This window comes from Enhygromyxa salina, from assembly GCF_000737335.2.
GTDB classification, from domain to species: Bacteria; Myxococcota_A; Polyangia; order Nannocystales; family Nannocystaceae; genus Plesiocystis; species Plesiocystis salina_C.
In genome coordinates this window covers 1-25,446 of the sequence record NZ_JMCC02000071.1, presented here as the reverse complement: position 1 = coordinate 25,446, position 25,446 = coordinate 1, and the positions used below count along the sequence as shown (strand labels likewise).

The following is a 25,446-nucleotide window of genomic DNA, read 5'->3' as shown; positions in this document are numbered from 1 at the left end:
GTCGAGCGACCAGGAACTTCAACATGGCACGCGTGCTCGCGATCGAGTCGTCTTGTGACGAAACCGCCGCCGCCGTGGTTGACGGGCTGCGGGTGCGCAGCAACGTCGTCGCGTCACAAATCGAGATCCACGCCCAGTTTGGCGGCGTCGTACCCGAGCTCGCGAGTCGCCATCACCTCGACGCGATCACCTCGGTGATCCGCGCGGCGATCGAGCAGGCTGGACTCGAGCCGACACGCCTTGGCCAGCAGCTCGACGCGCTCGCCGTCACCGACTCGCCGGGCCTCGTCGGCGCGCTGCTCGTCGGTGTCCAGGCCGCCCGGGGCCTCGCGCTCGCAACCGGGTTGCCGCTCCACGGCGTCCACCACATGCAGGGTCACCTGTTCTCGGCCTTCATCGGCGATGATCGCCGCGACCCCGAGCCGTTTGCGCCTCACCTCGCGCTGCTCGTCTCGGGTGGTCACACCGAGCTCGTCCACGTTCGCGGCTTCGGTGACTACGAGATCCTTGGCGCCACCCGTGACGACGCGGCGGGCGAGGCGTTCGACAAGGTCGGCAAGCTGCTCGGCCTGTCCTACCCGGGCGGCCCGATCATCGACAAGCTGGCCGCCGCCGGCAACCCGAGCGCCGTCGCGTTCCCTCGCGCGATGATCAACAGCAACGATCTCGACTTCTCGTTCGCGGGCCTCAAGACGGCGGTCGCCGTGCACCTCGAGCGTGAGGGTCAACCCAACTCGCGCGCCCAGCTCGAGGATCTCTGCGCGTCGTTTCAAGCCGCCGTCGTCGATGTGCTGGTGGCCAAGACCTGCACGGCGAGGCGAGCCCGCGGGTGTGATCGCGTCCACCTCGTCGGTGGCGTCGCCGCCAACGCGGGCCTGCGCGCGCGCTTCGAGCAGGTCGCCGCCAGCGAGGGCTTTCGCCTGGTCGCCGCCCCGCTTCGCTACTGTGGAGACAACGCCGCGATGATCGCCGCCGCTGCCGCCGCCCAGGTCGAGGCGGGCTGGACGGCGCGAGTCGATGTGCAGTCGAGCCTTGCTATTGATGAGGTTGGCCAAGAACCCGAGGCCGCGGTGACATGACCCAGCCACAGATCCCGTCTCCCGCCGAGCTGCTGCGCCGCCACGGTCTGTCGCCGCGCAAGAGCTGGGGCCAGAACTTCCTGCACGAGCGCGAGATCCACTACGAGATCGTCGCCGCCGCAAAGGCCGGGCCCGGCCGCACGGTCATCGAGATCGGCGCGGGCCTTGGCACGCTCACCGCCCACCTGCTCGCGACCGGCGCCCGCGTCGAGGCGATCGAGCGCGATCGGGATCTGTGCGTCGTGCTGCGGGCCGAGCTTGGTGCACAGCCACAGTTCGTGCTCCACGAGGCCGACGCGGTCCGCTTCGACTATGCCGCGATCGCCCAACCGCTGATCGAAGCAGGCCAGCGCCCGCCCGCGGTGGTTGGCAACTTGCCGTACCAGCTCACCGGCATGCTGTTGTTCGCGCTGCTCGAGCACAGCCCGATCACCGGCCCGTGGATCGTCATGGTCCAGCGCGAGGTCGCCGACCGACTGTGCGCCGAGCCGGGCAGCAAGCGCTACGGCGGGGTGACGGCGGCCCTGTCCCGCGTGCGCCGGATCTCTCGGGTCTGCGCCGTCAGTCGCGGCTGCTTCTTGCCGCCGCCGCGGGTCGACTCGGCGGTGGTTCGGCTCGAGCCTCGGCCAACGGCGCTGGGTGAGGTCGCGGATCCAAGCGAGTACCTGCGCTTGGTCCGGACCTGCTTCCAGCGGCGCCGCAAGACCCTGGCCAACGCGCTCGCCGGGGTCGCGGCCGACCGGGATCAGGCGCTGCGCTGGATCGCCGTCGCTGAGCTCGACCCGAAGATCCGACCCGAACGACTTGGCCCAGCCCAGTTCGCCGCGCTGCAGCGCGCCCGCGAAGCCGAGGCCACCGCGACCCAAGCAACCAACTCAGCCAGCCCAGCCAGCCCAGCCGGACCCACCAGCCAGGCCGGACCGACCTGAACCGTGCCCGAGCTCCCCGAAGTCGAGTCTGTCCGGCGCGGCATCGTTCGCTCGAGGATCACGGCGCCCGTGGCCGCGGTCTGGCGTTCACCGCAGGCGCTGCGGATCGGCAAGCACTGGCGACGAGAGCTCGAGAACCTCGACATCTTGATCGGCGCAACGCCCAAGCAGGTCCGTCGTCGTGGGAAATACCTGCTCTGGCACATGCACGCGGCCGAGCCTGCCGCCACCGAAAACACGCAGCTGGTCCTGCTGATCCACTTGGGCATGTCGGGCCGCTGCGGGGTCACGGATCCCAGTCGAGCTCGAGTCGCGCACACCCACCTGGTGCTGAGCTTTGGCGACGGCCGCGAGCTTCGCTTCGTCGATCCTCGCCGCTTCGGAGGCCTGCGCGCTGGCACGCTCGACGCCATCTACGAGACCGATCCAATCGCGAGCCTGGGGCCCGAGCCGCTCGCCCGTGGATTTGGTGGCCCCACCCTCGAGCGCGCGCTTGGCCGCAGCGAGCGAGCCCTGCGCGACGCCCTGTTGGATCAGCAAGCCGTCGCAGGCATCGGCAACATCTATGCGATCGAGGCCTGCTTCGAAGCGCGCCTGCACCCTTTGCTGCCCGCGCGACGGCTCGCCCCCTCGGCCTGGCAACGGCTCGCCGACGCCGTGCAAGCGGCCCTGCGCCGCGGGATCGACAACGGCGGCACGACCCTCAAGGACTTCCGCAACGTCACCGGCAAGGTCGGGCGCAACCAAGACGACCTGCGTGTCTATGGCCGCGCCGATCAACCTTGCCCGGTCTGCGGCGCTCCCCTCGCCAGCTTCGTTCACCAAGGCCGAAGCGGCGTGCTGTGCAAGCGATGCCAGGCCAAGCCGCGGACCCGCCGGGTGCCCTGACAGACCCAAACCGGGCACCGAATCGGCGTCGACACCGCGAGTCAGGCCCTCTCGACGGAGCCACGGCGTCGGTTACGCGATCTGACTGGGGCCAAGAGCTCCGCAAGCAATATAGCTATGTGAGGTCAGGCTCACTCGCAAACTCGGCAAACCCAAGATCGCCGCCCCAAGATCGCCGTTTGCGTCGCGCGTGTCCGCGTCCGTTCATGCGCATCAAAAAAATGCGCACCTCGACTCCAGCGAATCGGCGCCAAGTCGCGGCCCCGTCCGTTGGGACGCTATGATGGCAACCGTAGCGCTCGTCTGGACCTCCGACTTTGACGCCCGACCCCTGGACTTGCCTCCCACAGGGTCGGGGTCGCAAATTCCAGGGGTCGCTCGCGCGACGAAGACGATGACTGCGGACGACCACGCCCCGGCCGACGATGAGCGCCTCGACGGGGCTCGGAGCGACGAGGATCTGATGCTGAGCTTTCGAGACGGCGACGGCGCGGCGTTCGAGCAGCTCGTCGCTCGTCACAAGCGGGGCCTGTACAACTTCTTGCTGCGAAGCGTGCACAACCACAGCCGCGCCGAAGAGATGCTGCAAGACGTCTTCTTGCGCGTGATCCGAGCCAAGGATCGCTACCAGCGAACCGCTCGATTCACGACTTGGATTTACACAATCGCTCGCAACTTGTGCGTTGACGAGAGCCGCCGCCAGAAATTCCGACGCACGCTGCCGCTCGAGGCCAAGCGCCGCGGCAGCGAGAATGGCCTGTCGATCCTCGACGTCACCGACGCCAAGCAAGTCGGCACCGACGCTGCCTCCGAGGCCCCCAAGATCCGCGACAGGGTCGCGGCCGCGATCCAAAATCTTCCCGACGACCAGCGCGAGGTGTTCGTCATGCGCCAGTTCGGCGGGCTCTCGTTCAAGCAGATCGGCGAGGCCGTTGGCGCCCCCGAGAACACCGTCAAGTCGCGGATGCGCTACGCCCTCGAGAAGCTGCGCGGCGACTTGCAAGACATTGACCCCCGTGAACCCGCCGAGTCGGCCGGGTCACCGGGCAAACCGGCTGTCGCCGGCCAAAAGGCATCCGCAAGTGGCTGAATTCGATCCACGCGAGCTCGACATCCTCGAGGACGCCCTCGAGGAGCTTGATCAGCTCGATCATGTAGATCAGATCGAAGAGCTCGCATCGCGTGGTCTGACCCCCGCGTTGCGCGAGCGGCTTGGCGAGTATCAAGACGTGCTCGCGCTGTGCCGCGAAGCGTTTCCAACCGAGACCCCCGCGGATCACGTGCTCGCAGCGGTCATCGCCGAAGCCCACGAGGTCAGCCGCCAACCCAAGCTGCGTGACGGCGTCGAGGGTGCAGGTGGCTGGCGCAGCATCTGGGAGCGCTGGCGTGGCACCGTGTTGCCCGGCATCGCGCTCGCTGGAACCGCCGCCGCGGTGCTGTTCTTGCTCGAGCCCAACACGACGCTCAATGACAAAAACGAGCTGCTGACCGAAGCCAGCAAAAATGATCGCCGCGCCGAGCAGAGCAACGCCTCCGACACCAAGCGCTCGGAGCCAGCGAGTGAACCAACCTTTGAATCTCGGGGCGCCCAGGATCCGACCAAGGATCCGTTCGACACCCCAGATGCGGACGCCGGCGAAGACGTCGAGCTCGACGACGCAAAACCCAACGCTGACGATGCCTCTGATCCCGTCGTCGCGGATCAGCCAGACCCGGCGCGCAAGCCCAGCTCGACACACAAGGCCAAGTCGGCGCCCGCGCCCGCAGTCGCGCCAGCGCCCGCGCCAGAGCCCATGTCAAAGGACGAGACCTGGACCAGCCTCGAGCGCGGCAACGCAGCTCGGCGTATGGGTGACTGCGACCGCGCCCACTCGATCTACTCGCAGATCATCGCCGCGGGGGCCGACTCACTCGCGGTCGCGCGCGCCAAGGCTGGGATCGGCCTGTGCTACGAGCAAGATCGCCGCAGCTCCGAGGCCAACCGCTGGTTCGATGACGCGCGCTCCGGCAACCCTGGCATCGACGCGTGGATCAGCACCCAACGCGACGAGCAACCATTGCCCGGCGAAAAGAAGAAGACCAAGAAGGCCGAAGCGTTCGACGCGGATTCGCTGTAGGCGGGCGGTTGTCCGCTACAGCGAGTCCGCGCGTCAGTCCGCGCGTCAGTCGGGGATGCCCTGCGACAAGAACTCGAGGATCGTTGCAACGGGCACGCCCGAGCTCCCCTCGATGTTCACGCCGAAGCTCTTGTCGACGATCGCCGGTCCCGCGATGTCGACGTGCATCCAACGCTTGCCCTCGTTGAACTGCTCGAGAAACAACCCGGCCGTCAGCGCCCCGCCAGCGCGCTCGCCGGTGTTGCGTAGATCCGCGATCTTGCTGTCGAGCATGGACATCAAGGGCTTGGGCAGCGGCAGCCGCCACATGTCCTCGCCAGCGCGCTCACCAGCGGCGACCCACTCGGAAGCGAGCGCGTCGTCGCGGGTCATGACTCCGCAGATGTGAGGCCCGAGCGCGACGACGCAGGCGCCGGTCAGCGTCGCAAAATCGATGACGAGATCCGGCTCGAGCGAGGCCGCGAACACCAGCGCGTCCGCGAGGGTCAGCCGGCCTTCGGCGTCGGTGTTGTTGATCTCGACGGTCTTCCCGTTCGACGCACGAAACACATCGCCGAGCCGATAGGCGTTGCCGCTGACCATGTTCTCGGCGGCCGCCGAGATCACGTGGACCTCGTAGGGCAGCTCGAGGCGGGCGATCCCTTGCATCGCGCCGATCACCGCTGCGGCCCCGCCCATGTCGAGCTTCATCTGCAGCATGCCGTCGCTGGGCTTGATCGAGTAGCCGCCCGAGTCAAAGGTCACGCCCTTGCCGACCAAGCAGATCCGGCCCTTGCTCTCGCGCTTGGGCTTGTAGGTCATGTGGATGAACTTCGCCGGCTCGGCGCTGCCCCGCGCGACCGCGAGGTACAGGCCCATCGAGCGCCGCTCGCACTCCTCGACATCGAACACCTCGCAGCTGACATCGTGGCCAGCCCCGCGCAGCTCGGCCGCGAGCTCACCCGCGGTCTCGGCCAGGTACGTTGGCGTGACCAGCTCCGCCGGACCGTTGCCGAGGTCACGGGCTCGGGAGATCGCCTGCGCGATGATCTGCCCGCGACGGGTGCCCGCCCGGCGCAGATCCGCGTCCCCGGGTGCCACGACCGTCACGTTCCGAAGCTTGGCCGGCTTGCGCCGCTCTTCGTCGAGGTAGCGCTCGTAGGCATAGCCCGCCAGCTCGATCCCCTCGGCGATCTGCCTGGCGGTCCGCTCATCGTCAGCGCCAAGGTACCCGCGAACATCCAACACCATGTTCACGACCCCTGCAGCCCGAGCGGCCCGCCCAGCCTCGAACGCCAGCCGGCGCAGCCCTGCAGCCCCGTCGAGCTCCGTCGCCCCAAGCAGCATGACCTGCTGAAACTCGGGCTCGCTGATCGAGAAGCGGAAGCTGTCGCCCGCGTTCCCCTCGAAGCTCGCGCTCGAGAGCGCAGCGCTCACGCCAGCCCCAAAACGTTGATCCAGCCCATCGATGTCGTCCTTGGCGACAGCGACGACCAGCAGGCTCTCCGATTTGGTGGAGGGTAGATCGTGACCCCAGTCGATCTGAATCATAGGCGACATTAACCTACACGAAAGCCGAGCTGCCAAACCCGTGATCTTCGCGCATTCCTGTCGCGGCCGCCGGTCTCCAGCTCATGAGAGCTGAACGGAGCATCAGTGATGCATACATGTCATCAGTTGAACGTAAAGATCGCTCAACTTCCTACAAGGATCACTCAACTTCCTATAATTGAGTATCAAAGTTGTTAATTAGAGTTGACATGCATGATCCTGCTTTGTACGGTGCGCGATACTGCCACCCTGAAGGAGGGTCCACCGATGAATACCGAAGCTACCGAGGAAGCGAAGCCCGCTACCAAAAAGAAGGCCGCCAAGAAGAAGGCTGCCAAGAAAAAGGCCGCCAAGAAGAAGGCCGCCAAAAAGAAACCAGCCAAGAAGGCCGCCAAGAAGAAGCCGGCCAAGAAGGCTGCCAAGAAGAAGCCGGCCAAAAAGGCTGCCAAGAAGAAGGCTGCCAAGAAGAAGCCGGCAAAAAAGGCTGCCAAGAAGAAGGCCGCCAAGAAGAAGGCCACCAAGAAGAAGGCCACCAAGAAGAAGGCCTCCAAGAAGCCCGCCGCGAAGAAGCCGGCCTCCAAGAAGAAGGCCGCCAAGAAGAAGGCCACCAAGAAGAAGGCCTCCAAGAAGCCCGCGAAGAAGCCGGCCTCCAAGAAGAAGGCCGCCAAGAAGAAGGCCTCCAAGAAGAAGCCGACTGCCAAGAAGTAGGGCCTCGCGCTCGCTTCGGAAGCCGCCGGGGTCTCTCCGGCGGCTTTCGCACGTCTGGCATCCGTGAGCGTGGGTGGACCCGCGAACGTAGACAGTCAGACCAGAGCGAGCGCGCTGGCGAACGATCGCAAGTTGGCGTAGGCGCGGGGGCCCTCGAACAATACGGTCAGGCCCTCGTGCTCGGCGAGCGCATAGGCGAGCACCTCGGCGTGGCTGGCACGCAAGCGCGCGTCCTTGCCCCCCGAGATCCGCAGCCAACCAGCGCCCTCGAACTCGAGCAGCTGGCCGGTCATGGCAAACGCCGGGGCCAGGACTTCGACCCCCAGCGGTTCGGCGAACGCCGCCGCCTCCGCCGAGCTCCACAGACCCTCGGGCTCCCACACCAACCTGGGGTGCTCGGGGGCCAACGCGTTGACGAAGTCGGTGAAGCGTCGACGCGAGAGTCCGCCTGGGCTGAAGCTGGGCGGGGTACGGATCACGACGCGCGTGGACCCGAACGCCTCGGCGCAGATCCTGGAGATCTCCCACGCGTGGGCGATCCCGTCACCGCGAAGGTGGCCAAAGCTGCCCGGCTCGAGCGCGAGGCTGCGGTTGCTGCCAACGACGACGCCGTCCGACGCTTCGTGCGTGAGGTAGTGCCACGCATAGGGGATCACTTCGGCGTCGCGGTGACGTTCGTGAACCCGCTCGGCCATGCGCTTGGCCGCGCTCGTGCGCGGTGGATTCAAGAAGGTCGTGCGCATGACGACGAGCTCGACCGGATCACTGCGGCGACCCGCACCCAGCAATGTTTCGTCGTCGAGTATGACGCCTAGGCGCATCGCGGGAGAGTCCTCAGGCATCGTTGTCATCGTGTTTCGCGGGGCTTGGTGCGATCGGCAAGGGCGCGTCTGCGGTCAGATCCGCGAGGTCGCCCCAGCCGTCGTCGAGCGCTGCAGGCTCGATCTTCGGGGTCGAGAGCTTGGGCGCCGACACGCTGGGCGCCGACACGCTGGGGATACTCGGCGCGACGACCGGCTTGGGCGGAGCCACCGGCTTGGGCGGGGCGATCGGCTTCATCGTTGAGGCTGATGAGCCTGATGAGGCTGGGACCGAAGGTGTTGGCTTGGAGGCGGATCCAAACGGCTTGGACGGCGTGGCGGGTCGCGTCGAGCTGCTTGGCAGCACGGGACCTCGGGTGGCCTTCGGCGGGGGCGCGAACTTGGGCACCGCGCCAAAGTCGGGCAACGAAAACAAGGAAGACGGCTTGGCGCTGGGGCTCGCCGGCTTCTCTGCTTGTGCGCCGACGTCATTGAACAGCGCCGAGCGGAACATGCTCCCCGATGAAGAGCTTGGCTCGAGCGGACGAATCCCGCTGCTGCTGCTGCTGTCGCCGCTGGTCGCCGTCGACCGGCTCAGCGCTGCACGAGCGAGGCTCGCGAGATCGATGTCGTCGCTCGACCCCGCAGCGGCCGCAGCCGGTGACGCGGCCACGGGGGCGCGCGAGCTCTCGGATTCAACCGCGTCGACCGTGCTCGGCCGATCTGTTGTCTGGGCGGCTACTTCGCCGACGTCACGCGAGTCAACGTCGTTGGATGACTCGCCGAGGTCGTCTGCCTCATCGGCGTCGTCCGACGCGTCCGACTCATCCGACTCATCTGCGTCGTCCGACTCATCGTCGTCATCCGACTCATCTGCGTCGTCCGACTCATCGTCGTCGTCCGACTCATCGTCGTCATCCGACGCATCTTCGTCATCCGACTCGTCCGCGTCGGACGACTCGTCCGCGTCGTCCGACGCAGCTGCGCCGTCCGACTCCGACTCCGACTCCTCGACGTCATCCGACTCGTGGGCTTCGGCGTCCGTCGCGGCGCGAGCGATCGCTTCGCCACCAAGCGCTTCAGCGTCAGCCGTCGTTTCGGCGTCGGACGTCGCTTCGCCGCGGAGCGACGCATCGCTCGCCTCCGCATCCGCATCCGTCCGCGCGGCTGCAGCGACGGGCGCCTCGACCGGCTTCGCTTGCGCGTCTGCTTCGTCATGCGTGGTCGCGGATGCAGCGACGGGCGCGTCGCTCGGCGTCGAGCCGTCGCCGGTCGAGCCGCTCTTGGCTTGTTTCCGTGCGTCACGCCGGGCCTGCTTGCGACCCTTCTTGCCCTTGAGCTTGTCTTTGCCCTTGTTCTTGCCCTTGCCCTTGCCCTTGCCCTTGCCCGTGGCGACGGTGGCGTCGTCGGTCTCGGTCTTCCGCTCTCGCTTTTGCTTGGCCTTGAGAAACGGCCGCAGCCCCTTCTTGCCGCGCTTGAGCAGATCTTGGGCGAGCTGATCCCCAGCTTGCTCGACCACCGGCTCCGCGAGGTCGAGCAGCGCGACCGCCTGCTCGGGCTGGTCGCAGCGTTGCAGGGCCAAGACCAAGCCCCCGAGCACGCGAGGGTGCTCGCCAAAGCTCTCGCGCGCCTGCTCGAGGTGGGCGAGCGCCTCTTTGTTGTGGCCGGACTCGGACAGCAACACGATCCCAAAATTGAGGTGATCGAGATCCGACAGCCGGTCGAGCTTGGCCAGCTTGGCGAGCAGCTCGCGGGCCTCTTTGCGATCACTGGCAAGCACCAGCGCGTGGGCTTGCGCCGACAACAGCTCGGGCTTGTCACCCGGATGCGTCGAGACCCGCTCGGCTTCCGCGAACGCCTTGGCCGCCGCGCGCCCTTCATCGACGGCGAGCAACAGCCTGCCTTCTTGCACGCGAAGCCAGGCGTGAGGCGCGAACAGCTTGACCGTCGTGTTGCCGCGGATCTCGTCGAGCAGCGCGTGAGCGTTGGCCCGCTCGACCGCGTCGACCTTTGTTGCCAAGCGCGCGAGCACCAGCGAGTCCACCAGCGCCGGAGCTGCAAAGAACGCCGCCACACCGACGGCCGCGAGCGCCCAACCGGTCGCCCCCACGTACTGCGCGAGCACGGCGGCGCCACCGATCAGCAAGAGGGCGATCCACCCACGAACCAGCCACGAGGACATCGGCCTGCCCGACTGCTGCCACAGCGCATCAGGGATGTTCGGCGTAGCCGGATCTATCGTCGCTATCGGACCAGACACGGGCGCGCAAAATGCCTCAGGGCGCGCACCGGAGCAAGGCCACCACAGATCCCAACCGGCGACCCACCCACGTTGGCGCCTACCCCCCGATCAGCCCCACCCAAGCCGCTCGGCCCGCGCTGCCCTGAGGCAGCGCACGCGGCCCGGCCCACCAGTGCAGCCGGGCTGGCACCGCCTGCGGCCCATGCGGCGGTGCCCACACCCACCGCTACTGGGTGCTCTGCTTGATCGCCGCGTCCAAACGATCCAGCAAGGCGTAGATGAACCCAGCCACGACCGCCGTTATCCCCGCCAACACCAAGAAGAAGTTCACCGGCGTCATCGAGCTCTGAATTCCGCCAAAGAACCCGGAGAAGTTGTTGCCAAACGCGGTCGCCAAGAACCATCCGCCCATCGCCAACCCCACCAAGCGCTTGGGTGCCAGCTTCGTGACCAGCGACAAGCCCATCGGCGACAGCAGCAGCTCACCGATCGTGATGATCCCGTAGAACCCGACCAGCCAGAGCCCGGACACCTTCGCGTGGCCACCGTCGGAGAACATCCCCCCGAGCGCCATCAGCAACAACGAGGCGGTTGTCAGGCACAGCCCATAGAAGATCTTCCGCGCCGTCGAGACCTCGCTGCCGCGCCCAACCAGCCACGCGAAGAACCCAACGACCATCGGCGTGAACAGGACCACGAACAGCGCGTTGAACGACTGGAACAGCTCGGGGTTGATGACCTGCACCCACTCCCCCGGCGGCAGCTGCTCGGGTGGGTGGCCAAACCGCTCTTCATAGTTGTCGTACAGGTCAACGATCGTCGCCTGGCTGACCACGTAGGTTGGGTAGGCGCCGTCCGCTCCGGTCCGCATCAAGGCCACGCGGCGATCCGCGGACAGCTTCTCGGGCACGTTGACGCTGACCGTGGGCGCGCCGTGGGCGTCGGTCCCCTCGACCACCTCGAGCTGGCCATCCGGGTAGATCGCCGTTGAGAATTGCCAGATCGCGGCCTTGTCCGGCTCGAGCTGGGTGACCTCCACGAGCGGATCGAATTCCTCGAGGGTGAGGTCGGGGTTGGCCGCCAAGACCGCCGCGAGGGTCTCGTGGTCCATGCGCTTTTGCCCGTACATGCGCGCGACCTTCTCTTCCTCGACGACCACGAGGCTGGACAGGTTCGGGCGCGGGACGTCTTCGTTGGCGTTGCCGTAGTAGCTGGGCAGGCCGTCTTGCTGAAACAGGCTTGGAGCCGGGATGTCGCGGGCGGTCGTGTCGTTGGCCCACTGTGTCATCGCCGAGCCGTTGAGGTGCAGGACCATGAAGAAGGTCCCGCCAGCCACGTAGATCGGCAGCAGCGCCAGCAACCCGGGGCGCTCCTTCTCGACCGCCGTGACACCAAGGCGCACGAAGAACACCACGATCGGGATCATCCCGGCGAGGAAGCCAACGATCGCAGGACGCACCGGGCCGTCGGGCATGAAGGTGCTCGACAGCCAAAACCCGAGCGCGCCGAACACCAGCGCGGGCAGCAGGATCTTGAGGAAGACCTCACCGAAGCCGGTGTCGTCGGCGCTCTTCTCGGGCTGACGATCCGCCCGCTCGAGCGACTTCCAGCTGAACATCAAGATGCAGATGCCGACCAGCAAGCCGATCGAGGCGACCAAGAAGGTGGCCTCCCAGTTGAACTTGTTGCGCACCGCCGAGCTCAAGAACGAGGCCACGAACGCCCCAATGTTGATGCCCATGTAAAAGATGTTGAAGCCCGCGTCGCGCTTGGGGTCGTTGGGCTCGTACAGATTCCCAACCATCACGGAGATGTTTGGCTTGAACAACCCGTTGCCGACCACCAGGCCGACCAACCCGTAATAGAAGTAGGTCTCGCCCTGGCTCATCAAGAACAGGCCGGCCGACATGATCAAGCCGCCGATCAGCACGGCCTTGCGATAGCCAAGGTAGCGATCGGCGATCATCCCGCCGGGGAACGGCGTGAAGTAGACGAACGCGAGGTACAGCCCGTAAATCTCGTTGCCCTCGGCGGACGGCAACCCAAGCCCGCCGCGCTCGAAGTCCGTGACGTAGAGCAGCAGCACGTTGAGCATCGTGTAGAAAGCCAGGCGCTCCCACATCTCGATGAAAAACAGCTTAAACAGACCCTTGGGGTGCTTCCCGGATTTGGTCTCGGACACCGGGGAATCATCGCTTTGACGCCAGCGCGGGGCAAGCGAGCATCCCCGGGGGCACGCAGCGCACCACCGCGGGGGGATTCCCGAGTCAGATACGAGGTGGATCCGTCATGCCTGGCTGCAGCTCTGCTACCATCCCCGCACCCACGTGCCGGGCACCCAAACCAACGTGAGCAACGGTCCAGACCTCACCCACTTCGTCCAACACCGCCAGCTCGACATCTACGAGCAGGGCATGGCCCGCCAGGGCTACGCCTACGGTGTGGATCTTCGCCGCTCGCGCTGGTTGGCCAGCTCGACCGTTGGCAACGTCTTGGTCCGCGCGGTCGACCGCGCGTGGCCGCAGCTCGCCAGGCACCTGCTCGACGAAGCAGTGGTCCCCCTCGCCCACGAGGGTCGGCCGGTCCCCATCAAGCTGCTGCGCGAGCTGAGCGAACACACGAGCTTGCTTCGCGCGCCGGTGCCCGCCGTCCGGTTGCTGCGGCCCGAGCAACGCGGGCGCTGGCCGCTGGTCACCGCGCTCGGGGCCACCCACGGGGGCTCGCTGTGGTTGGTGCTCGACGTCGACTCGCTCTTGGCCCTCGAACCCGACAAGCGGGCGTTCTTGCTTGGCGCCGGGCTTGGCCACCTTCACTGTGAGCACGCGGTGTTCTTTTCCGCGCACTTGCTGGCCGGACGCCGCGAGGGCAACTCCAGCATTCGCGCGCTGCAGTCGGTGCTGACCCCGTGGACGCGCGTCATGATGTTCTCGGCCGACCGCGCGGGGCTGCTCGCGTGTGGGCGGCTCGAGACGGCGGTCAGCGTGATCGAGAACCCACCCGTGCCGATCGGCGACGACCCCGATCCCAGCTGGATGCCGCCGCCGCCCAAGACCGCGATGCGGATCCAAGCGCTCGAGGAGTTTGCTCGCTCAGCGGTGTTCGCTCGGGTCCAAGCCATGCGCGCACGCCAGCGCGAGCTGGTCCGCGCGGTCACCTTGTCTGGAGGCCCAGGCCCAGACGGGCCGTTCAACCAGGGGCAGGCGCCTGCCGACGCCAAGCCCGCCGAGCCCGAACAGATCCACGTGCCCGCCAACGCTTGGTCGCTGGCCCGCGTGGACACGCGGCTGACCCATCGCCTCAACCTGCTCTGAACCGCTTCGACGCCCATCATGCTCGACCACCTCCCTGCACGCCCCTCGAGCACCAGCCTGCTCGCCAACGCTGCAACTCGGCTCGCGCAGCTGGCTGGTGACCTTGGCCACCGCGACGTCGCCGAAGCGATCCGTGACGACACCAAGCGCCGGCTCGACGATGGCCGTGTCCGCGTCGTCGTGCTGGGTGAGATCAAGCACGGCAAGAGCACGCTGATCAACGCGCTGCTGGGTGACAACCTGCTGCCGGTCGGCGTGATCCCAACCACCGGGGCCGTGGTCGCGGTTCGGGTCGATCCAGAGCTGACCCGCACGGGCACCTTCTTGGTCGCCGCCAACGGGGATCGCAGCGAGCTCGAGCGCGAGCGCTTCGAGCAGCTCGCCCGCGGCAAAGATCACGACGAGGCCGGGCGCACGCCGGAGCTGCTGGTCCAGCCCGAGCGGCTGCCGGGCACGCTCGAGCTCATCGACACCCCCGGGTTCAACGACATCGATCGATTTCGCGCCGCGGTCAGCCGCAGCGAGCTGCCCCGCGCCGACGTGCTGGTGCTGGTGCTCGACGCCACGCAGGTGCTCAGCCGCAGCGAGCTCGGGCTGATCCGCGACGCGATCGCGGCGGTCGGCGGCCTCGATGGCAGCGGCGCGCGCTGCATCCTGGTCATCAACCGCATCGATTTGGTGCCCGCCGACGAGCGCGATCGCATCGTCGAGCACATTCGCGCCGAGCTCGCGACCGTGATCCCCGGCGTGCTCGAGCCGTACCTGACCGACGCCAAGACGGCGCTGCGCGATCCCAGCTCAACGAGCGAGGCGGCGCAAGCGGTCACGCGCCTGCGCGGAGAGCTGTTTGGCCTGGCCGGTCGCGGCCGCGAGATCTTGCCGGCCCGCGCCCGGGCGTCGCTGCTGCGCCACGCCAAGCTGCTTGGCTACAACGCCGCGATCCAGGCCCGCGCGCTGCGGGTCGAGCACGACCAGATCTCGCAGGACATCCAGGCCGTCGAACAGGCCATGACCGCGCAGGCCGTCGATCTCGCCACGCTCCGGCAGACGATCGAAGCCGCGGGCACGCGCATCGTCGAGGCCAGTGAAGCGCGGCTCGTCAGCTTCAGGGCCGAGCTCGAAGCAGCCGCGCGCACGCAGATCCACACAGCCGACATTCACACGCTCACCCAAGTGGTGCCGGGCGCGATCCAAGACGCGTTCTTGCAGTTCGTCCACCACGAGAGCGAGCGCCTGCGCGCCGAGCTCGAGCAGCTCACCCGGGATCTGTTCGCAACCTGTGGCGAGCTCGCCCGTCGCCGCCTCGACGAGGCGACCTTGCCCCTTGGGTTTCGCGGGCCCGGGGTCTACGTGGAGCCGCCCAAGATCCTGATCGAGGTGGGCATGGTCGCGCTCGGGTTGGTCGGCACCGTGATCTGGTACTTCGGCAACACGGTCACCGGGATGGTCATGACGATCGCCTCGCCGCTGACAACGTTGATCCTGCGCGAGAAGACGGTCCGCGACGCTCGCGAGCAAGCCCGCGCGGCGCTGCCCGAGGCGCTCGACCTCGCGATCGAGCAGCTGCGCGGGACCGTCGGCGAGGTGGTGCTGCGTCACGGACAGGCCTTGGACGAGCACCTGATGCTCGCGGATCGTGCCCTGTCAGAGCAGCTGCTCGAGGGCCTGCGCGGCGCCGAGCGGCGGCTCTGCGAGCACGAGCAGCGCGTGGCTGCGCTCGTCGGCAACGCGCCGCCGCAGGATCCGGGTCACCCCAGCGCGGACGCCAGCGCGGGCGACGAGCCAAGCCCCACGGGCGACGCCAAACCATCTGACGCGGGCGACGCCAAACCATCTGACGCGAGCGACGCGGACGACAAGGCCGCCGGGGAGCTCGCGAGCAAGCGCTTGCGCGAGCGGGTCGCGGCGGCCGCCCAGGCGGAGTTCGGCCTGCTCGAGCAGCAGCTCGAGGGGATCGTCGGCGAGCTCGCGTCGCTGGTGCTCGACGAGGCTCCCGAGCGCGAGGCCGCCCCCGTGTTGCACTGAGATCACCACGACGCCTCGGTTGCCTCGATGACCTGGACCGGGTCCTAGCTAGATCGAAGCAACCGAGCCAACCGAGCTAACCGAGCGAACCGGGCTAACCGAATCATGGCCGACGACGACAGCAACCCCTTCGGTGAGACCGGCAAGCAGGCGCGTGACTGGGCGCGCAACTTCAAGCTCAAGGCCGTCGGCGACACGCTTGGCGAGTGGGCCCGCAAGGTTCGCGACTACGCCGTCGAGGTGTCCGAGAGCGTCGGCGTGCCCGAGGCCGTCCGCGACGCGACCGAGCAGGCCCGCGCGATGCGGTTGGCTGGCGAGGCCGGGCAGGCCCGCGCGCTGCTGCGAGAGCTGATCGACGCCCACAAGGACGAGCCCGCGCTGATCAACGCGCTCGCGTTGACGGCGGTGCACGAGCGCCTGATCGACAAGCGCGTGCCAGCTGGGCTCGCGGTCCTGCGCGAGCTCGCGGAGCGCATCGAGACCAAGAAGGTCGCGGCGATCCACCTCGTCGAGGCCACCGAGGCCCTGCGCGTGGCCGACAAGCCCGACGAGACGATCGAGATCCTGCGCCGGTCCGACCGCGCGCTCGAGCGGCTTGGGTCGCAGGATCTCAGCGAGGCGCGGCTGCTCGAGCACCTGTTGGCCGCGTCCGCGCACCGCCGGCTTGGCTCACCGGATCGGGCGATTCGTGAGGTCCGCAAGGCCGCCGCCGCCCTGCCGCCCAGCGCCGGCGAGGGCCTGCGCCACCTGACCTTGGTGCTTGGCGTGGATCAGCTGCTTGCTGATGGCCGCATGGTCGAGGCGGAGCGCTGGGTCACGACCGCGCACCAACGCCGGCTCGCGCAAGCGAGGATCGCCGCCGCCCACGAGCACGTTCAGCGGGTCGAGACCGGGGCCGAGCACGAGGGCGGCGTCGCCCCCGAAGACGACGCGCTGACGATCGACGAGGTCGGCACCGTCCACGACGCGGCCAGCGAGATCGACGAGCGACTGACCGTGCTCGAGCAGGCTCTGCTCGCGCGGGTGCTCGCGGCCCGCGGTGAGCGGACCCGCGCGGCGGCGCTGCTCGAGGAGCTGCCGTCCGACGACGGCGGGCTCGACACGCTGCTGCTCGACGCACGCGTGCGTGTTGCGATCGCGGCGACCAACGGACCGCGCGCCCGCGAGGAGGCCCTGCGCTACCTGCAGCTCGACGCGCAAGACCCCGAGCGGCTGCGGCTGTGGGCCCTGGCCGAGCTTCGCTACACCACGCCCGCGACCACGCCGGACAAGCCTGCTGCAGGCTCGGGCAAGCCCGCGCCCGGCGGCGACAAGCTCGCTACAGGTCCGGTGATCGACAGCCTGCTCCGGGCCCTCGAGCTCGCGCCCGCCCACGCCCGCGCCGCGCAGGCGCAAGAGCTGGCCCACGTGGCCCTGCGCTGCGAGGTGTTCACCGATCAGGTTCACGCGGCGCTCGCGGCCGTGCGTCGGGAGCAGCGAGACCTCGTGGGCGAGGAGCTGCGCCTGCACCGGGTCCGCTCGGCGTTGCAACGGGCGCTGCGCGAGCAACGGGGGCTCGCGGGTCTCGACCCCGAGGTCGCCAAGCTGTTCGACGAGGCCGGCCCGCCCTACCGCCTGCGCACCCAGCCCGAGCTCGCGCAGGTGTTGGGCCCCGACGAGCTCAGCCCGCTGCGCGACCCGCTTCGCCGCGAGTGTCTCGTCGCCGCCCAGCGCGAGCTCGCGATCGCCGAGCGCACGATGCTCGACGGGCCCGAGCACATCGACGCGGTCGAGCGGGCGCTGGTCGCCGCGCTGATCCAAGATCCCGAGCTCGCGGTCGCGCGGCTGCGGCTCGCCGAGCTCCGCCGGCCGGTGGTCAGCGAGCGCCTCGAGGATCTGCTCGCGGTCGCGACCGAGCTGCTCGCCAAGCTCCCCGACGAGATCCTTGGCGTGCCGATCCGCGAGGGTCAGCGCGCGCTCGAGATGGTCATCGCGGCGCGCGAGCGGCTCGCGCGGCCGCTCACCATTGCGATCATGGGCGAGTTCTCGGCCGGCAAGAGCACCTTCGTCAACGCGCTGCTCGGTGAGGCCGTCGCGCCCATGGGCGTGCTCCCAACCACCAACACGATCAACGTGTTTCGGCGCGGGACGGGCCGCGGCGCCCGGGTTCACTACCGCGACGGCAGCATCTCCACGGTCACCGCCAACGAGCTCGATCCCTACCTGCGAAACCTCGATGACGCCGAGGCCAACCGGGTTCGCCACCTCGAGATCGACCGCGTTGGCGAGCGCATGGGCGACGCCGCGGTCGTCGACACACCCGGGCTCAACGCGCTCGACGAGTATCACGAGAAGGTCGCCCGCGCGTTCATCGAAGAGGCCGACGCCGTGGTCTGGATCTTCTCCGCCACCCAAGGCGGCACCGCGACCGAGGCCGGGATCCTTGGCGAGCTGCGCGAGGGCGGGCGCAAGGTGCTTGGCGTGCTCAACAAGGTCGACACGCTCGACTCGGACAGCGACCGCGACGAGCTCGCCAACTATCTGCGCGAGCAGCTTGGCGAGGTCCTCGTCGCCGTGTTGCCGCTGTCGGCCTCGGCCGCGCTCGCGCACCGGACTGGTGAACGAACGGGTGAACACAGCGGCGCAGAAGATCCGTTCCGCCCGATCGACGACGCGCTCGAGCACTGGTTCTTGCAGCACGCCCGCGAGCTCAAGCAGGACCTGACCCGTCGGCGACTCCGCGAAGCGCTCGAGCTGGCCAAGACCAGCGTCGAAGGTACGGTCGAGGCTCTCGAGGCGCGGGCCGCCGGCGAGGAGCTCTCGACCGCGCTGGCCCGGGCGACCGCTGCGTTGGGCAAGTTCTCCGAGGATCTTCACGAGGGCTTGCTCGGCCTCGATGACCTGCTCACCCGCGAAGCCTTGACGATCGGGATCGTCGAGGCCGGCGAAGGCGTGCGCCGCAAGTCCGACGAGCAAGACGGCGAGTACCTCGAGGCGACCCTCGAAGACGCCGCGATGCGCCTGCTGCAAGACGAGCTTGGTCGGCTCACGGGTGAGCACGAGGTCCTTGCCAATTTGCTGGTCGAGCGCTTGGTCCCGTGGGCCCGCGGCTACCTGGCCGGCCTCGCCGCCCGAGGCTTCGCGCGCGAGCTGGTCAACACCCACGGACGCGCGGCCAAGCGGGGAGAAAAGGCGCTTCGTGACGCGCTGCGGTCTGGCTTGCGACCGCTGGCCGATGACTGGCGCGTCGCCACGCGCGAGCAATTTCGCGAACTCGAGCGAGCCCTCGCCCGGGCGCGGCAGCGATCGATCACAGCGCCGCGCGCCGAGGCCCTGCGCATGCGCACCTCCGTGCTGGTTGGCTTCGAAGGTCTGCTCGAGCTTCTGTGAGCTCATTGATTGGATCGCGTTGGGAAGCGAGCGGGCCGACTCGCGTCGACCCAAGACTCGCTGCCCGACTCCGGGGCATGCCTCGCCAACTTCTCGCCGAGCAGCGCGAGCCATCGACCGCGCTGCGAGAGAGCTCGGTGCTCATCACCTTGGCGACTCAGTCAGCGCCAATCACGCTGCCCGATCACTGCCCAGCCGACCATGTTCGCAAATTCGAGAGCTATCTGGTTGCACATATGGTCGAGATAGCGCGGACGATGTGATAGAACCGCCCGACACATGGCTCGGGAATTGACCCTCGTCGACGCTGGCCTCGGCAACCTGGCAAGCGTCGAACGCGCGCTGATCCAGGTCGGCTCGGCGACCCAGATCACCGACGATCCAGACAAGGTCGCCACCTCAAGAATCGTCGTCTTCCCAGGCCAGGGGGCCTTTGGGAAGCACACGGACCAACTCGTGAGCGGCGCGATGGGCGAGGCCCTGCGCATGGTCATCCAGCGCGGCGACCCCTTCTTGGGGATCTGTCTCGGGATGCAATTGCTGTTCGAGGGCTCCGAGGAAGGGGGCGGTCACCGCGGCCTTGGCGTGCTGTCTGGAAAATGCCGGCGCTTCCCAGACGAGATGACCGCGGCCGAGGGAGATCGCGTGCGTAAGCTCAAGATCCCCCACATGGGCTGGAACGAGGTCCAGCCCTCGGGCGAGCACTACTACTTCGTGCACAGCTACTACGTCGACGCGGGCAAGTCCGACGACGTGATGTGGTCCACGACCTACGGCGACGTCACCTTCGCCGCGGCGGTTCGCCGCGAGAACATTTTTGGCTGCCAGTTCCACCCAGAGAAGAGCCAGCAAGCTGGGCTGCGCTTCCTTCGGGCGTTCTTGCTTGGCAGCCGGCAGTAGGGGTCGACCGTGCTGGTGATCCCGGCCATCGATCTCCTCGAAGGGCAGGCCGTGCGTCTCGTCGAGGGCGATCGGGCCCAGGCCACGGTGTACTCCAACGAACCGTGGACCCTCGCAACCCAGTTCGTCCACGCCGGAGCCAAGCGGGTCCACGTCGTGGATCTCGACGGCGCGTTCGCTGGCAAGCCAGTCCAGCTCCCGCTCCTGCGCCGGCTGCTGGGCGCCGCCCGTGAGGCCGGCGAGGTCGAGCTGCAAGTTGGCGGCGGGATCCGTGACGCCGCGGCGGTCCAAGCCCTGATCGAAGCTGGCGTCGACAAGGTCGTCGTCGGCACCCTCGCGATCCGTGAGCCCAAGTTGGTCGCGCAGCTGTGCAGCGATCACCCGGGCCGGATCGTCGTGGCGATCGACGCCCGCGACGGCATGGTCTCGATCGAAGGCTGGCGCGAGACCTCGTCCATGCCCGCGACCGAGCTTGGGCTGCAGGCCGCCGAGTGGGGCGCCGCCGCCCTGCTGTTCACAGATGTCAGCCGCGACGGTCTGCAGGTCGGCTCGGCCGTGGAATCAACCGCCGCCTTGCAAGCAGCGGTCGACCGCGCCCACCCGGCCAACATGATCGACGTGATCGCCAGCGGCGGCGTCGGATCCCTCGAACACCTAGACGCGCTCGCAGCTGCGGGCGTCCGCGCCGTGATCTGCGGCCGGGCGCTCTACGAGCGCAGCTTCACCCTGAAAGAGGCCCTTGCACGATGTTGAAACGACGCATCATTCCCTGTCTCGATGTCAAAAATGGCCGCGTGGTCAAGGGTGTCCACTTCAAGGGCCTGCGCGACGCAGGTGACCCAATCGAGGCCGCCCGCGCGTACGACCAACAAGGTGCCGACGAGATCTGCCTGCTCGACATCACCGCGACCACCGAAGGCCGCGAGAATTTCGTCGACGTGGTCCGCAGCGTGGCTCCGCAGATCTTCTGCCCGCTCACGGTTGGCGGCGGCATCCGGCGTGAAGACGACGTCCGCAGGCTGCTCAACGCCGGCGCCGACAAGGTCGCGATCAACTCCGCGGCCGTCACCTCGCCGCTGCTGATCAAGCGCCTCGCAACCCGCTACGGCAGCCAGGCGATCGTCGTCGCCGTCGACGTCAAGCGCATGCCGGCGCTGCCCCGCGACGAGGAGCCGCTCTACGAGGTCGTGATCCACGGCGGCAGCCGCTCGACCGGCCTCGACGCCATGCGCTGGTGCGAGCAGGTCGCCGAGCTTGGCGCGGGCGAGATCTTGCTGACCTCCATGGACAAGGACGGCACCCACGACGGCTACGATCTGTGGATCACCCGCGAGATCGCCCGCCGCGTGCCCGTCCCGATCATCGCCAGCGGCGGCGTCGGCTCGCTCGAGCACCTGCGCCAAGGTCTCGCGCTTGGCGAGGGCGAAGCCGACGCGGCGTTGGCTGCCTCGATCTTCCACTTCGGCCTGTTCACGATCTCGCAGGCCAAGCAATACCTCCACGACCACGGGATCCCCGTTCGCCCGCCCGAGCACCGCCGGGCTGCGTAGGAGCCCGTGCCTGAGCTGATCCCCGAGCTGTGGTCGAAGCTCGCGCCCGACGCTTCTGGCTTGGTCGCGGCGATCGTCGTCAACGCCAACGACGATCGCGTGTTGATGCTCGGCTACATGAACCGCGAGGCCCTCGCCGCGACCCTCTCGACCCGCAAGGTCACCTTCTTTAGTCGCTCGCGTCGGCAGCTGTGGCAAAAGGGCGAGAGCTCGGGTCACACGCTGGAGCTCGCGTCGATCCGCGTCGACTGTGACGGCGACGCGCTGCTCGTTCGCGCCGTGCCGCGCGGCCCCACCTGTCACACCGGGACCACGTCCTGCTTCTTCAAGACGGTCGACCTGCCGCCGCTCGGCGCTCACGAGCCCGTTGGGATCACCGGCGAGGACGACGGGCCGGGCCCAAGCGCGGGTCCGATCGGGTCGCTGTGGCAGACGATCTTGGATCGCAAGGCCGGCCGCGGCCTCACCAATCGCGACGGCAAGAGCTACGTCCGCAGCCTGCTCGACGGCGGCGTCGAGCGGATCAACGCCAAGCTGCGCGAAGAGGCCGGCGAGCTGTGTGACGCGCTGAGCAACGAGACCGACGCGCGCGTGCTCAGCGAAGCCGCGGACTTGTTGTTCCACGCCCTCGTCGGCCTCGCCGCGCGCGGGCTCGAGCCCGAGCAAGTCGCCGCCGTGATCCGCGAGCGTCACGGCCTCAGCGGCGTCGACGAGAAAGCCCAGCGATGAGCCTCGAGCTGTTGCTCTGGATGCTCGCCGCCTACCTGATCGCGGGCATCCCCGTCGGGCTGGTGGTTGGCCGCGCGCGCGGCGTTGATCTGCGCGAGGTCGGGTCCGGCAACATCGGGGCGACCAACGCCCTGCGCGCGATGGGCAAGGCCTGGGGCGCCTTGGTCTTCGTGCTCGACGTCGCCAAGGCGGCCGTCCCCGTCGCCGCCGCGCTGCACTACTTGGGTCCGAACCCCGGCGGCCCCACCAAGGTCGCCCTCGTCGCGCTCGCGGCGATCTTGGGCCACGTGTTCCCGATCTACCTGCGGTTTCGCGGCGGCAAGGGGGTCGCGTGCGCGTTCGGGGTGTTCTTGGTGCTCGCGCCGAAGGCCGCCCTGCTCAGCGTGATCGTCTACGCCCAGACCGTGTGGCTGACCCGCGTCTCCGCCGTCGGGTCGCTGACCGCCGCGCTGGTGATCGTCGTTGTCGCCTGGGTCGACCCGAGCGTCCCGCTTCCTTACGTGATCCTGGCCGCCGCCCTGGCCGGTCTGATCTGGGAGCGCCACCGCCCCAACCTCGAACAAATGTTCGCGCACGCCCGCGAAGCCCGCGCGCGCGAGGCCAAACTCGACCGAAACGAATAGTGGCCATTCTCAATGTGGCTACCATTACGTATTTGATGGGCAGCATTGATTCGGTGGATTTGGCGAGGTGACCCACGCCACAAATCGCGTCAATCCTTGCCGAGCTCGCTCGCCACTTTCGCGGCCTCCTGCACGGTCCGCGCGAGCACCGAACGAATCCGCCCGTCCTCCATCGTCAGGATCCCGGCGATCGTGCAGCCGGCCGGAGTCGTGACCTGGTCCTTGAGCGCCGCCGGGTGCAGGTCGGTGTCCAGCACCATCGCCGCCGCCCCACGAAACACGTTGGCCGCGATCCGAACCGCCACGTCCCGCGGCAACCCCATCATCACGCCGCCGTCGGCCATCGCTTCTAGCATCACGTAGACGAACGCCGGCCCGCTCCCGTTGAGCCCCGTCACCACGTCCATCAGCTTGGGCTCGAGCTCGACGCACTCGCCCACCGACTCGAAGATCCGCTGCGCGAGGGCCAGCTGGACGTCGTTGACTGCGTTGCCGCCATGGGTCCCGCCGGGGCTCAGGCGACAGATCACCGTCATCCCTTCGCCGATCAGGCTGGGCGTGTTTGGCATCGCCCGCACGAGCGCGGTCCCCGGTAGCCAGCCCCCAAGCTTGTCCAGCGTGACCCCGGCGGCGATGCTGATCAGCAGCTTGCCATCGAGGGCGTCGCGCATGTCTGGCTTGTCGAGCACTTCGGCGAAGCGCTGCGGCTTGAGGCTCACCAACACCACATCCGCGCTGCGACAGGCCGCCAGGTTGTCAGTCGTCGCCGCGACCGCCAGCTTGGCATGCAGTCGATCGGCGACGACCTGCCGCCGGGCGGTGACCACGACCTTTTCGGGCGCGAGCCACCCCGCCCGCAGCACCCCCGAGACGATCGCCTCCCCCATGGTTCCGCAGCCGAGCACACACAAGCTTCGAGGTCCGTCGAGCATGAGCGGCCATTAGCACGAAGCGGCAGCGCCGGGGAGCCGCGACCCGCCTCCAACCCCCAGCCGGCAAAAATTTGGGGGGCACCGATCGCCAGGTGAGACTGGGCCCAGTGTTTCGACCGGTGCGAACGGCGATCAGTTTTGTGGTGCTCGGCGCGGCGCTGTGGGCCGCGTTCGCCATCGACCTGGGCGGTCACACCTTCGCCGAGCACATCGACACGATCAGCGAAACACCCGAGGCCAAGCAGCTCATCGATGGCACCCGGTCCACGCTCAACCCGGCCCTGCAAGAGGTGCGTGACCGGGTGCTCGGCGAGTACGTGGAGGCGCCAACGTGGATCCCCAGCGACCAACCACCGGAGCCCAACGCTGTGAATTCAAAGCCCAATTCGGAGCACGACCCGATCGTCTCCGCCTCGACGCTGTCGCCTGAATCGGGGTTTGAACCCGCCCTCCCTGGGCGAGGTCCCGACGACGACGGCGGCGGCGAACCTCGCCTGCCCGGTCGCCGCTGAGCTCGGTCAATTGGCAAACCGCCAATTGGCGAACGAGCGATTGCCCAGCTGAGAACATCACATTCCCGCTACGGTTTTTGAAGCTTCAAAAAACCCGCGAATTCCCCCTTTGCGGCCGCTCCCAGCTGCGATACACAGCCGCCATGCGATCGATCTCAGCGACTGTGATCTTGACCCTCGGCCTCCTCGCCGGCGTGAGCGGCTGCTCAAAACCCGAGTATCCCGCGTGCAAGAAGGACAAGCATTGCGAACCTGGCGAGACCTGCGTCGACAACCTCTGCCAGAACTGCCAGGCCGACACCGATTGCAAAGGCAAAGGCCCCAACGGTGAAGACCTGACCTGCGTCGACTTCCGCTGCGAAGCCGCGGGCGAGTGCAAGACCGCCGCAGACTGCGACGCGGGCATGATCTGCAACGCCGGCAAGTGTGAGTTCTGCGCGGACGACAGCCAGTGCGAGAGCGGCGTGTGCAACGAGAGCGGACGGTGTGAGCCCCTGCCCTGCTCGACCGACGACGACTGCCCGGTCGACGAGATCTGCGACGGCGGCCAGTGCATCTACAAGCCGCTGCAGTCGGACGCCGGCGCCGTGTGTGGCATCTCGGCCCTGTACTTCGCGTTCGACAGCGCGAAGCTCTCGCCCGGCAACCAGCAGCAGCTGACCACCGCCGCCCCCTGCTTCATCGAGATCGTTGACGGTGGCAGCACCGTCGTCCTCGAGGCGCACGCCGACAACGTCGGCACCGAGGAGTACAACATCCTGCTGACGGATCGCCGCGGCACCAGCGTGCGCTCGTTCCTCGCCAACCTTGGTGTGGAGGACGGCAAGCTCCGGGTCGTGGGCAAGGGCGCCCTTCAGGCCCAAGGCAACGACGAGAGCTCGCGCAGCAAGGACCGCCGCGTTCAGTTCATCGTCGAAGCCCCCTGACGGGCCGCCTTCGGGCGCTGAGCCTCGCTCATTGGAGTGAGCCGCCCGCGAGCGGGCGAAAACTCTGTGTGCCTGTGTGGCCTCGAGCTCCGATGCTCGGGGCCACAACTGTATGATCACCGCGTGCTCGTGGCGGCGATCTTGCTCGGCGGCGTGTTGCTCGGCCCGCCGCCGACGAGCGACGCCGCGAACGACGAGCAGGTGACGGCCGAGTCCGCGTCCGAGTCCGCGTCCGAGACCGCGCCCGAGTCCGCGCCGCCGGCCGCGTCCGAGTCC

At 68.0% G+C, this 25,446-nt stretch carries 22 protein-coding genes; 17 read left to right on the top strand and 5 right to left on the bottom strand.

The window, feature by feature from the left end; translation table 11 throughout:
• The first annotated feature begins 23 nt into the window (after positions 1-23).
• From tsaD to DB30_RS25215, 5 genes are all read left to right on the top strand, one after another.
• Positions 24-1,079: a tRNA (adenosine(37)-N6)-threonylcarbamoyltransferase complex transferase subunit TsaD gene (gene tsaD / locus DB30_RS25235; RefSeq protein ID WP_052553458.1), complete on the top strand. Its 1,056-nt coding sequence runs from the start codon at positions 24-26 to the stop codon at positions 1,077-1,079.
• The gene (gene rsmA, locus DB30_RS25230; protein WP_052553455.1) at positions 1,076-2,008 is read left to right on the top strand and encodes a 16S rRNA (adenine(1518)-N(6)/adenine(1519)-N(6))-dimethyltransferase RsmA; all 933 of its coding nucleotides are present in this window, start codon (positions 1,076-1,078) and stop codon (positions 2,006-2,008) included. The genes tsaD and rsmA overlap by 4 nt, the downstream gene beginning before the upstream one ends.
• 3 nt (positions 2,009-2,011) lie before the next feature.
• Positions 2,012-2,896, top strand: coding sequence for a bifunctional DNA-formamidopyrimidine glycosylase/DNA-(apurinic or apyrimidinic site) lyase (mutM, locus tag DB30_RS25225; protein ID WP_146660522.1), 885 nt, complete (start codon positions 2,012-2,014; stop codon positions 2,894-2,896).
• A gap of 394 nt (positions 2,897-3,290) precedes the next feature.
• Positions 3,291-3,986: an RNA polymerase sigma factor gene (locus tag DB30_RS25220; RefSeq protein WP_052553447.1), complete on the top strand. Its 696-nt coding sequence runs from the start codon at positions 3,291-3,293 to the stop codon at positions 3,984-3,986.
• Positions 3,979-5,013 (top strand): tetratricopeptide repeat protein, encoded by a 1,035-nt coding sequence (locus DB30_RS25215; RefSeq protein ID WP_052553444.1) that lies wholly within the window; start codon positions 3,979-3,981, stop codon positions 5,011-5,013. The genes DB30_RS25220 and DB30_RS25215 overlap by 8 nt, the downstream gene beginning before the upstream one ends.
• Positions 5,014-5,058: 45 nt before the next feature.
• Here the strand turns inward: DB30_RS25215 and DB30_RS25210 are convergent, their stop codons facing one another.
• On the bottom strand, positions 5,059-6,543 hold the full coding sequence (locus DB30_RS25210) for a leucyl aminopeptidase family protein (RefSeq protein WP_052553441.1): 1,485 nt from the start codon (positions 6,541-6,543) through the stop codon (positions 5,059-5,061).
• Between the two features lie 267 nt (positions 6,544-6,810).
• Between DB30_RS25210 and DB30_RS43185 the strand changes: the two genes are divergently transcribed.
• Entirely contained in the window at positions 6,811-7,251 is a 441-nt protein-coding gene (locus DB30_RS43185) for a histidine biosynthesis protein HisIE (RefSeq protein ID WP_153258402.1), read from the top strand.
• Positions 7,252-7,346: 95 nt separating this feature from the next.
• Here DB30_RS43185 and DB30_RS25200 read toward each other — a convergent pair whose 3' ends face one another.
• The 3 genes from DB30_RS25200 to DB30_RS25190 form a co-directional block, all read right to left on the bottom strand.
• On the bottom strand, positions 7,347-8,072 hold the full coding sequence (locus DB30_RS25200) for a hypothetical protein (protein WP_205633060.1): 726 nt from the start codon (positions 8,070-8,072) through the stop codon (positions 7,347-7,349).
• A gap of 13 nt (positions 8,073-8,085) precedes the next feature.
• Positions 8,086-10,233: a tetratricopeptide repeat protein gene (locus tag DB30_RS25195; RefSeq protein ID WP_052553435.1), complete on the bottom strand. Its 2,148-nt coding sequence runs from the start codon at positions 10,231-10,233 to the stop codon at positions 8,086-8,088.
• Positions 10,234-10,519: 286 nt separating this feature from the next.
• Positions 10,520-12,475 (bottom strand): peptide MFS transporter, encoded by a 1,956-nt coding sequence (locus DB30_RS25190; protein WP_052553433.1) that lies wholly within the window; start codon positions 12,473-12,475, stop codon positions 10,520-10,522.
• A gap of 145 nt (positions 12,476-12,620) precedes the next feature.
• Between DB30_RS25190 and DB30_RS25185 the strand changes: the two genes are divergently transcribed.
• The 9 genes from DB30_RS25185 to plsY all read left to right on the top strand — a co-directional run bounded on the left by DB30_RS25185 (position 12,621) and on the right by plsY (position 22,800).
• Positions 12,621-13,604, top strand: coding sequence for a M48 family metalloprotease (locus DB30_RS25185; protein WP_052553430.1), 984 nt, complete (start codon positions 12,621-12,623; stop codon positions 13,602-13,604).
• 18 nt (positions 13,605-13,622) lie between these two features.
• Positions 13,623-15,629: a dynamin family protein gene (locus DB30_RS25180; protein WP_052553428.1), complete on the top strand. Its 2,007-nt coding sequence runs from the start codon at positions 13,623-13,625 to the stop codon at positions 15,627-15,629.
• Between the two features lie 105 nt (positions 15,630-15,734).
• Entirely contained in the window at positions 15,735-18,998 is a 3,264-nt protein-coding gene (locus tag DB30_RS25175; protein WP_052553426.1) for a dynamin family protein, read from the top strand.
• Between the two features lie 77 nt (positions 18,999-19,075).
• A complete protein-coding gene (locus tag DB30_RS25170) occupies positions 19,076-19,261 on the top strand; it encodes a hypothetical protein (RefSeq protein ID WP_052553424.1) in 186 nt (61 codons plus the stop codon).
• A 16-nt stretch (positions 19,262-19,277) separates the two neighbouring features.
• Positions 19,278-19,898 (top strand): imidazole glycerol phosphate synthase subunit HisH, encoded by a 621-nt coding sequence (hisH, locus tag DB30_RS25165; RefSeq protein WP_052553423.1) that lies wholly within the window; start codon positions 19,278-19,280, stop codon positions 19,896-19,898.
• Positions 19,899-19,907: 9 nt separating this feature from the next.
• Positions 19,908-20,651, top strand: a complete 744-nt coding sequence (gene hisA / locus DB30_RS25160; protein WP_052553421.1) for a 1-(5-phosphoribosyl)-5-[(5-phosphoribosylamino)methylideneamino]imidazole-4-carboxamide isomerase — start codon at positions 19,908-19,910, stop codon at positions 20,649-20,651.
• Positions 20,645-21,448, top strand: coding sequence for an imidazole glycerol phosphate synthase subunit HisF (gene hisF, locus DB30_RS25155; RefSeq protein WP_052553419.1), 804 nt, complete (start codon positions 20,645-20,647; stop codon positions 21,446-21,448). The genes hisA and hisF overlap by 7 nt, the downstream gene beginning before the upstream one ends.
• Before the next feature lie 6 nt (positions 21,449-21,454).
• Positions 21,455-22,177, top strand: a complete 723-nt coding sequence (hisIE, locus tag DB30_RS25150) for a bifunctional phosphoribosyl-AMP cyclohydrolase/phosphoribosyl-ATP diphosphatase HisIE (RefSeq protein ID WP_240480324.1) — start codon at positions 21,455-21,457, stop codon at positions 22,175-22,177.
• Entirely contained in the window at positions 22,174-22,800 is a 627-nt protein-coding gene (gene plsY, locus DB30_RS25145) for a glycerol-3-phosphate 1-O-acyltransferase PlsY (protein ID WP_146660515.1), read from the top strand. Before hisIE ends, plsY begins: the two co-directional genes overlap by 4 nt.
• A gap of 89 nt (positions 22,801-22,889) precedes the next feature.
• Here plsY and proC read toward each other — a convergent pair whose 3' ends face one another.
• Complete coding sequence (proC, locus tag DB30_RS25140) at positions 22,890-23,732, bottom strand: pyrroline-5-carboxylate reductase (RefSeq protein ID WP_146660513.1); 843 nt, start codon at positions 23,730-23,732, stop codon at positions 22,890-22,892.
• 119 nt (positions 23,733-23,851) lie between these two features.
• Here proC and DB30_RS25135 point away from each other — a divergent pair, with 119 nt between their 5' ends.
• The gene (locus DB30_RS25135; RefSeq protein ID WP_205633059.1) at positions 23,852-24,244 is read left to right on the top strand and encodes a hypothetical protein; all 393 of its coding nucleotides are present in this window, start codon (positions 23,852-23,854) and stop codon (positions 24,242-24,244) included.
• 143 nt (positions 24,245-24,387) lie between these two features.
• Positions 24,388-25,170, top strand: coding sequence for an OmpA family protein (locus DB30_RS25130; protein ID WP_146660509.1), 783 nt, complete (start codon positions 24,388-24,390; stop codon positions 25,168-25,170).
• The last annotated feature ends 276 nt before the right edge of the window (positions 25,171-25,446 follow it).

Excerpts from the sequence above, each read along its gene's own strand:
- tsaD (WP_052553458.1), top strand. The coding sequence starts at position 24 with ATGGCACGCGTGCTCGCGATCGAGTCGTCTTGTGACGAAACCGCCGCC.
- rsmA (WP_052553455.1), top strand. The coding sequence starts at position 1,076 with ATGACCCAGCCACAGATCCCGTCTCCCGCCGAGCTGCTGCGCCGCCAC.
- DB30_RS25220 (WP_052553447.1), top strand. The coding sequence starts at position 3,291 with ATGACTGCGGACGACCACGCCCCGGCCGACGATGAGCGCCTCGACGGG.
- DB30_RS25210 (WP_052553441.1), bottom strand. The coding sequence starts at position 6,543 with ATGATTCAGATCGACTGGGGTCACGATCTACCCTCCACCAAATCGGAG.
- DB30_RS43185 (WP_153258402.1), top strand. The coding sequence starts at position 6,811 with ATGAATACCGAAGCTACCGAGGAAGCGAAGCCCGCTACCAAAAAGAAG.
- DB30_RS25200 (WP_205633060.1), bottom strand. The coding sequence starts at position 8,072 with ATGCGCCTAGGCGTCATACTCGACGACGAAACATTGCTGGGTGCGGGT.
- DB30_RS25195 (WP_052553435.1), bottom strand. The coding sequence starts at position 10,233 with ATGTCCTCGTGGCTGGTTCGTGGGTGGATCGCCCTCTTGCTGATCGGT.
- DB30_RS25180 (WP_052553428.1), top strand. The coding sequence starts at position 13,623 with ATGCTCGACCACCTCCCTGCACGCCCCTCGAGCACCAGCCTGCTCGCC.
- DB30_RS25175 (WP_052553426.1), top strand. The coding sequence starts at position 15,735 with ATGGCCGACGACGACAGCAACCCCTTCGGTGAGACCGGCAAGCAGGCG.
- DB30_RS25170 (WP_052553424.1), top strand. The coding sequence starts at position 19,076 with ATGCCTCGCCAACTTCTCGCCGAGCAGCGCGAGCCATCGACCGCGCTG.
- hisH (WP_052553423.1), top strand. The coding sequence starts at position 19,278 with ATGGCTCGGGAATTGACCCTCGTCGACGCTGGCCTCGGCAACCTGGCA.
- hisF (WP_052553419.1), top strand. The coding sequence starts at position 20,645 with ATGTTGAAACGACGCATCATTCCCTGTCTCGATGTCAAAAATGGCCGC.
- plsY (WP_146660515.1), top strand. The coding sequence starts at position 22,174 with ATGAGCCTCGAGCTGTTGCTCTGGATGCTCGCCGCCTACCTGATCGCG.
- proC (WP_146660513.1), bottom strand. The coding sequence starts at position 23,732 with ATGCTCGACGGACCTCGAAGCTTGTGTGTGCTCGGCTGCGGAACCATG.
- DB30_RS25130 (WP_146660509.1), top strand. The coding sequence starts at position 24,388 with ATGCGATCGATCTCAGCGACTGTGATCTTGACCCTCGGCCTCCTCGCC.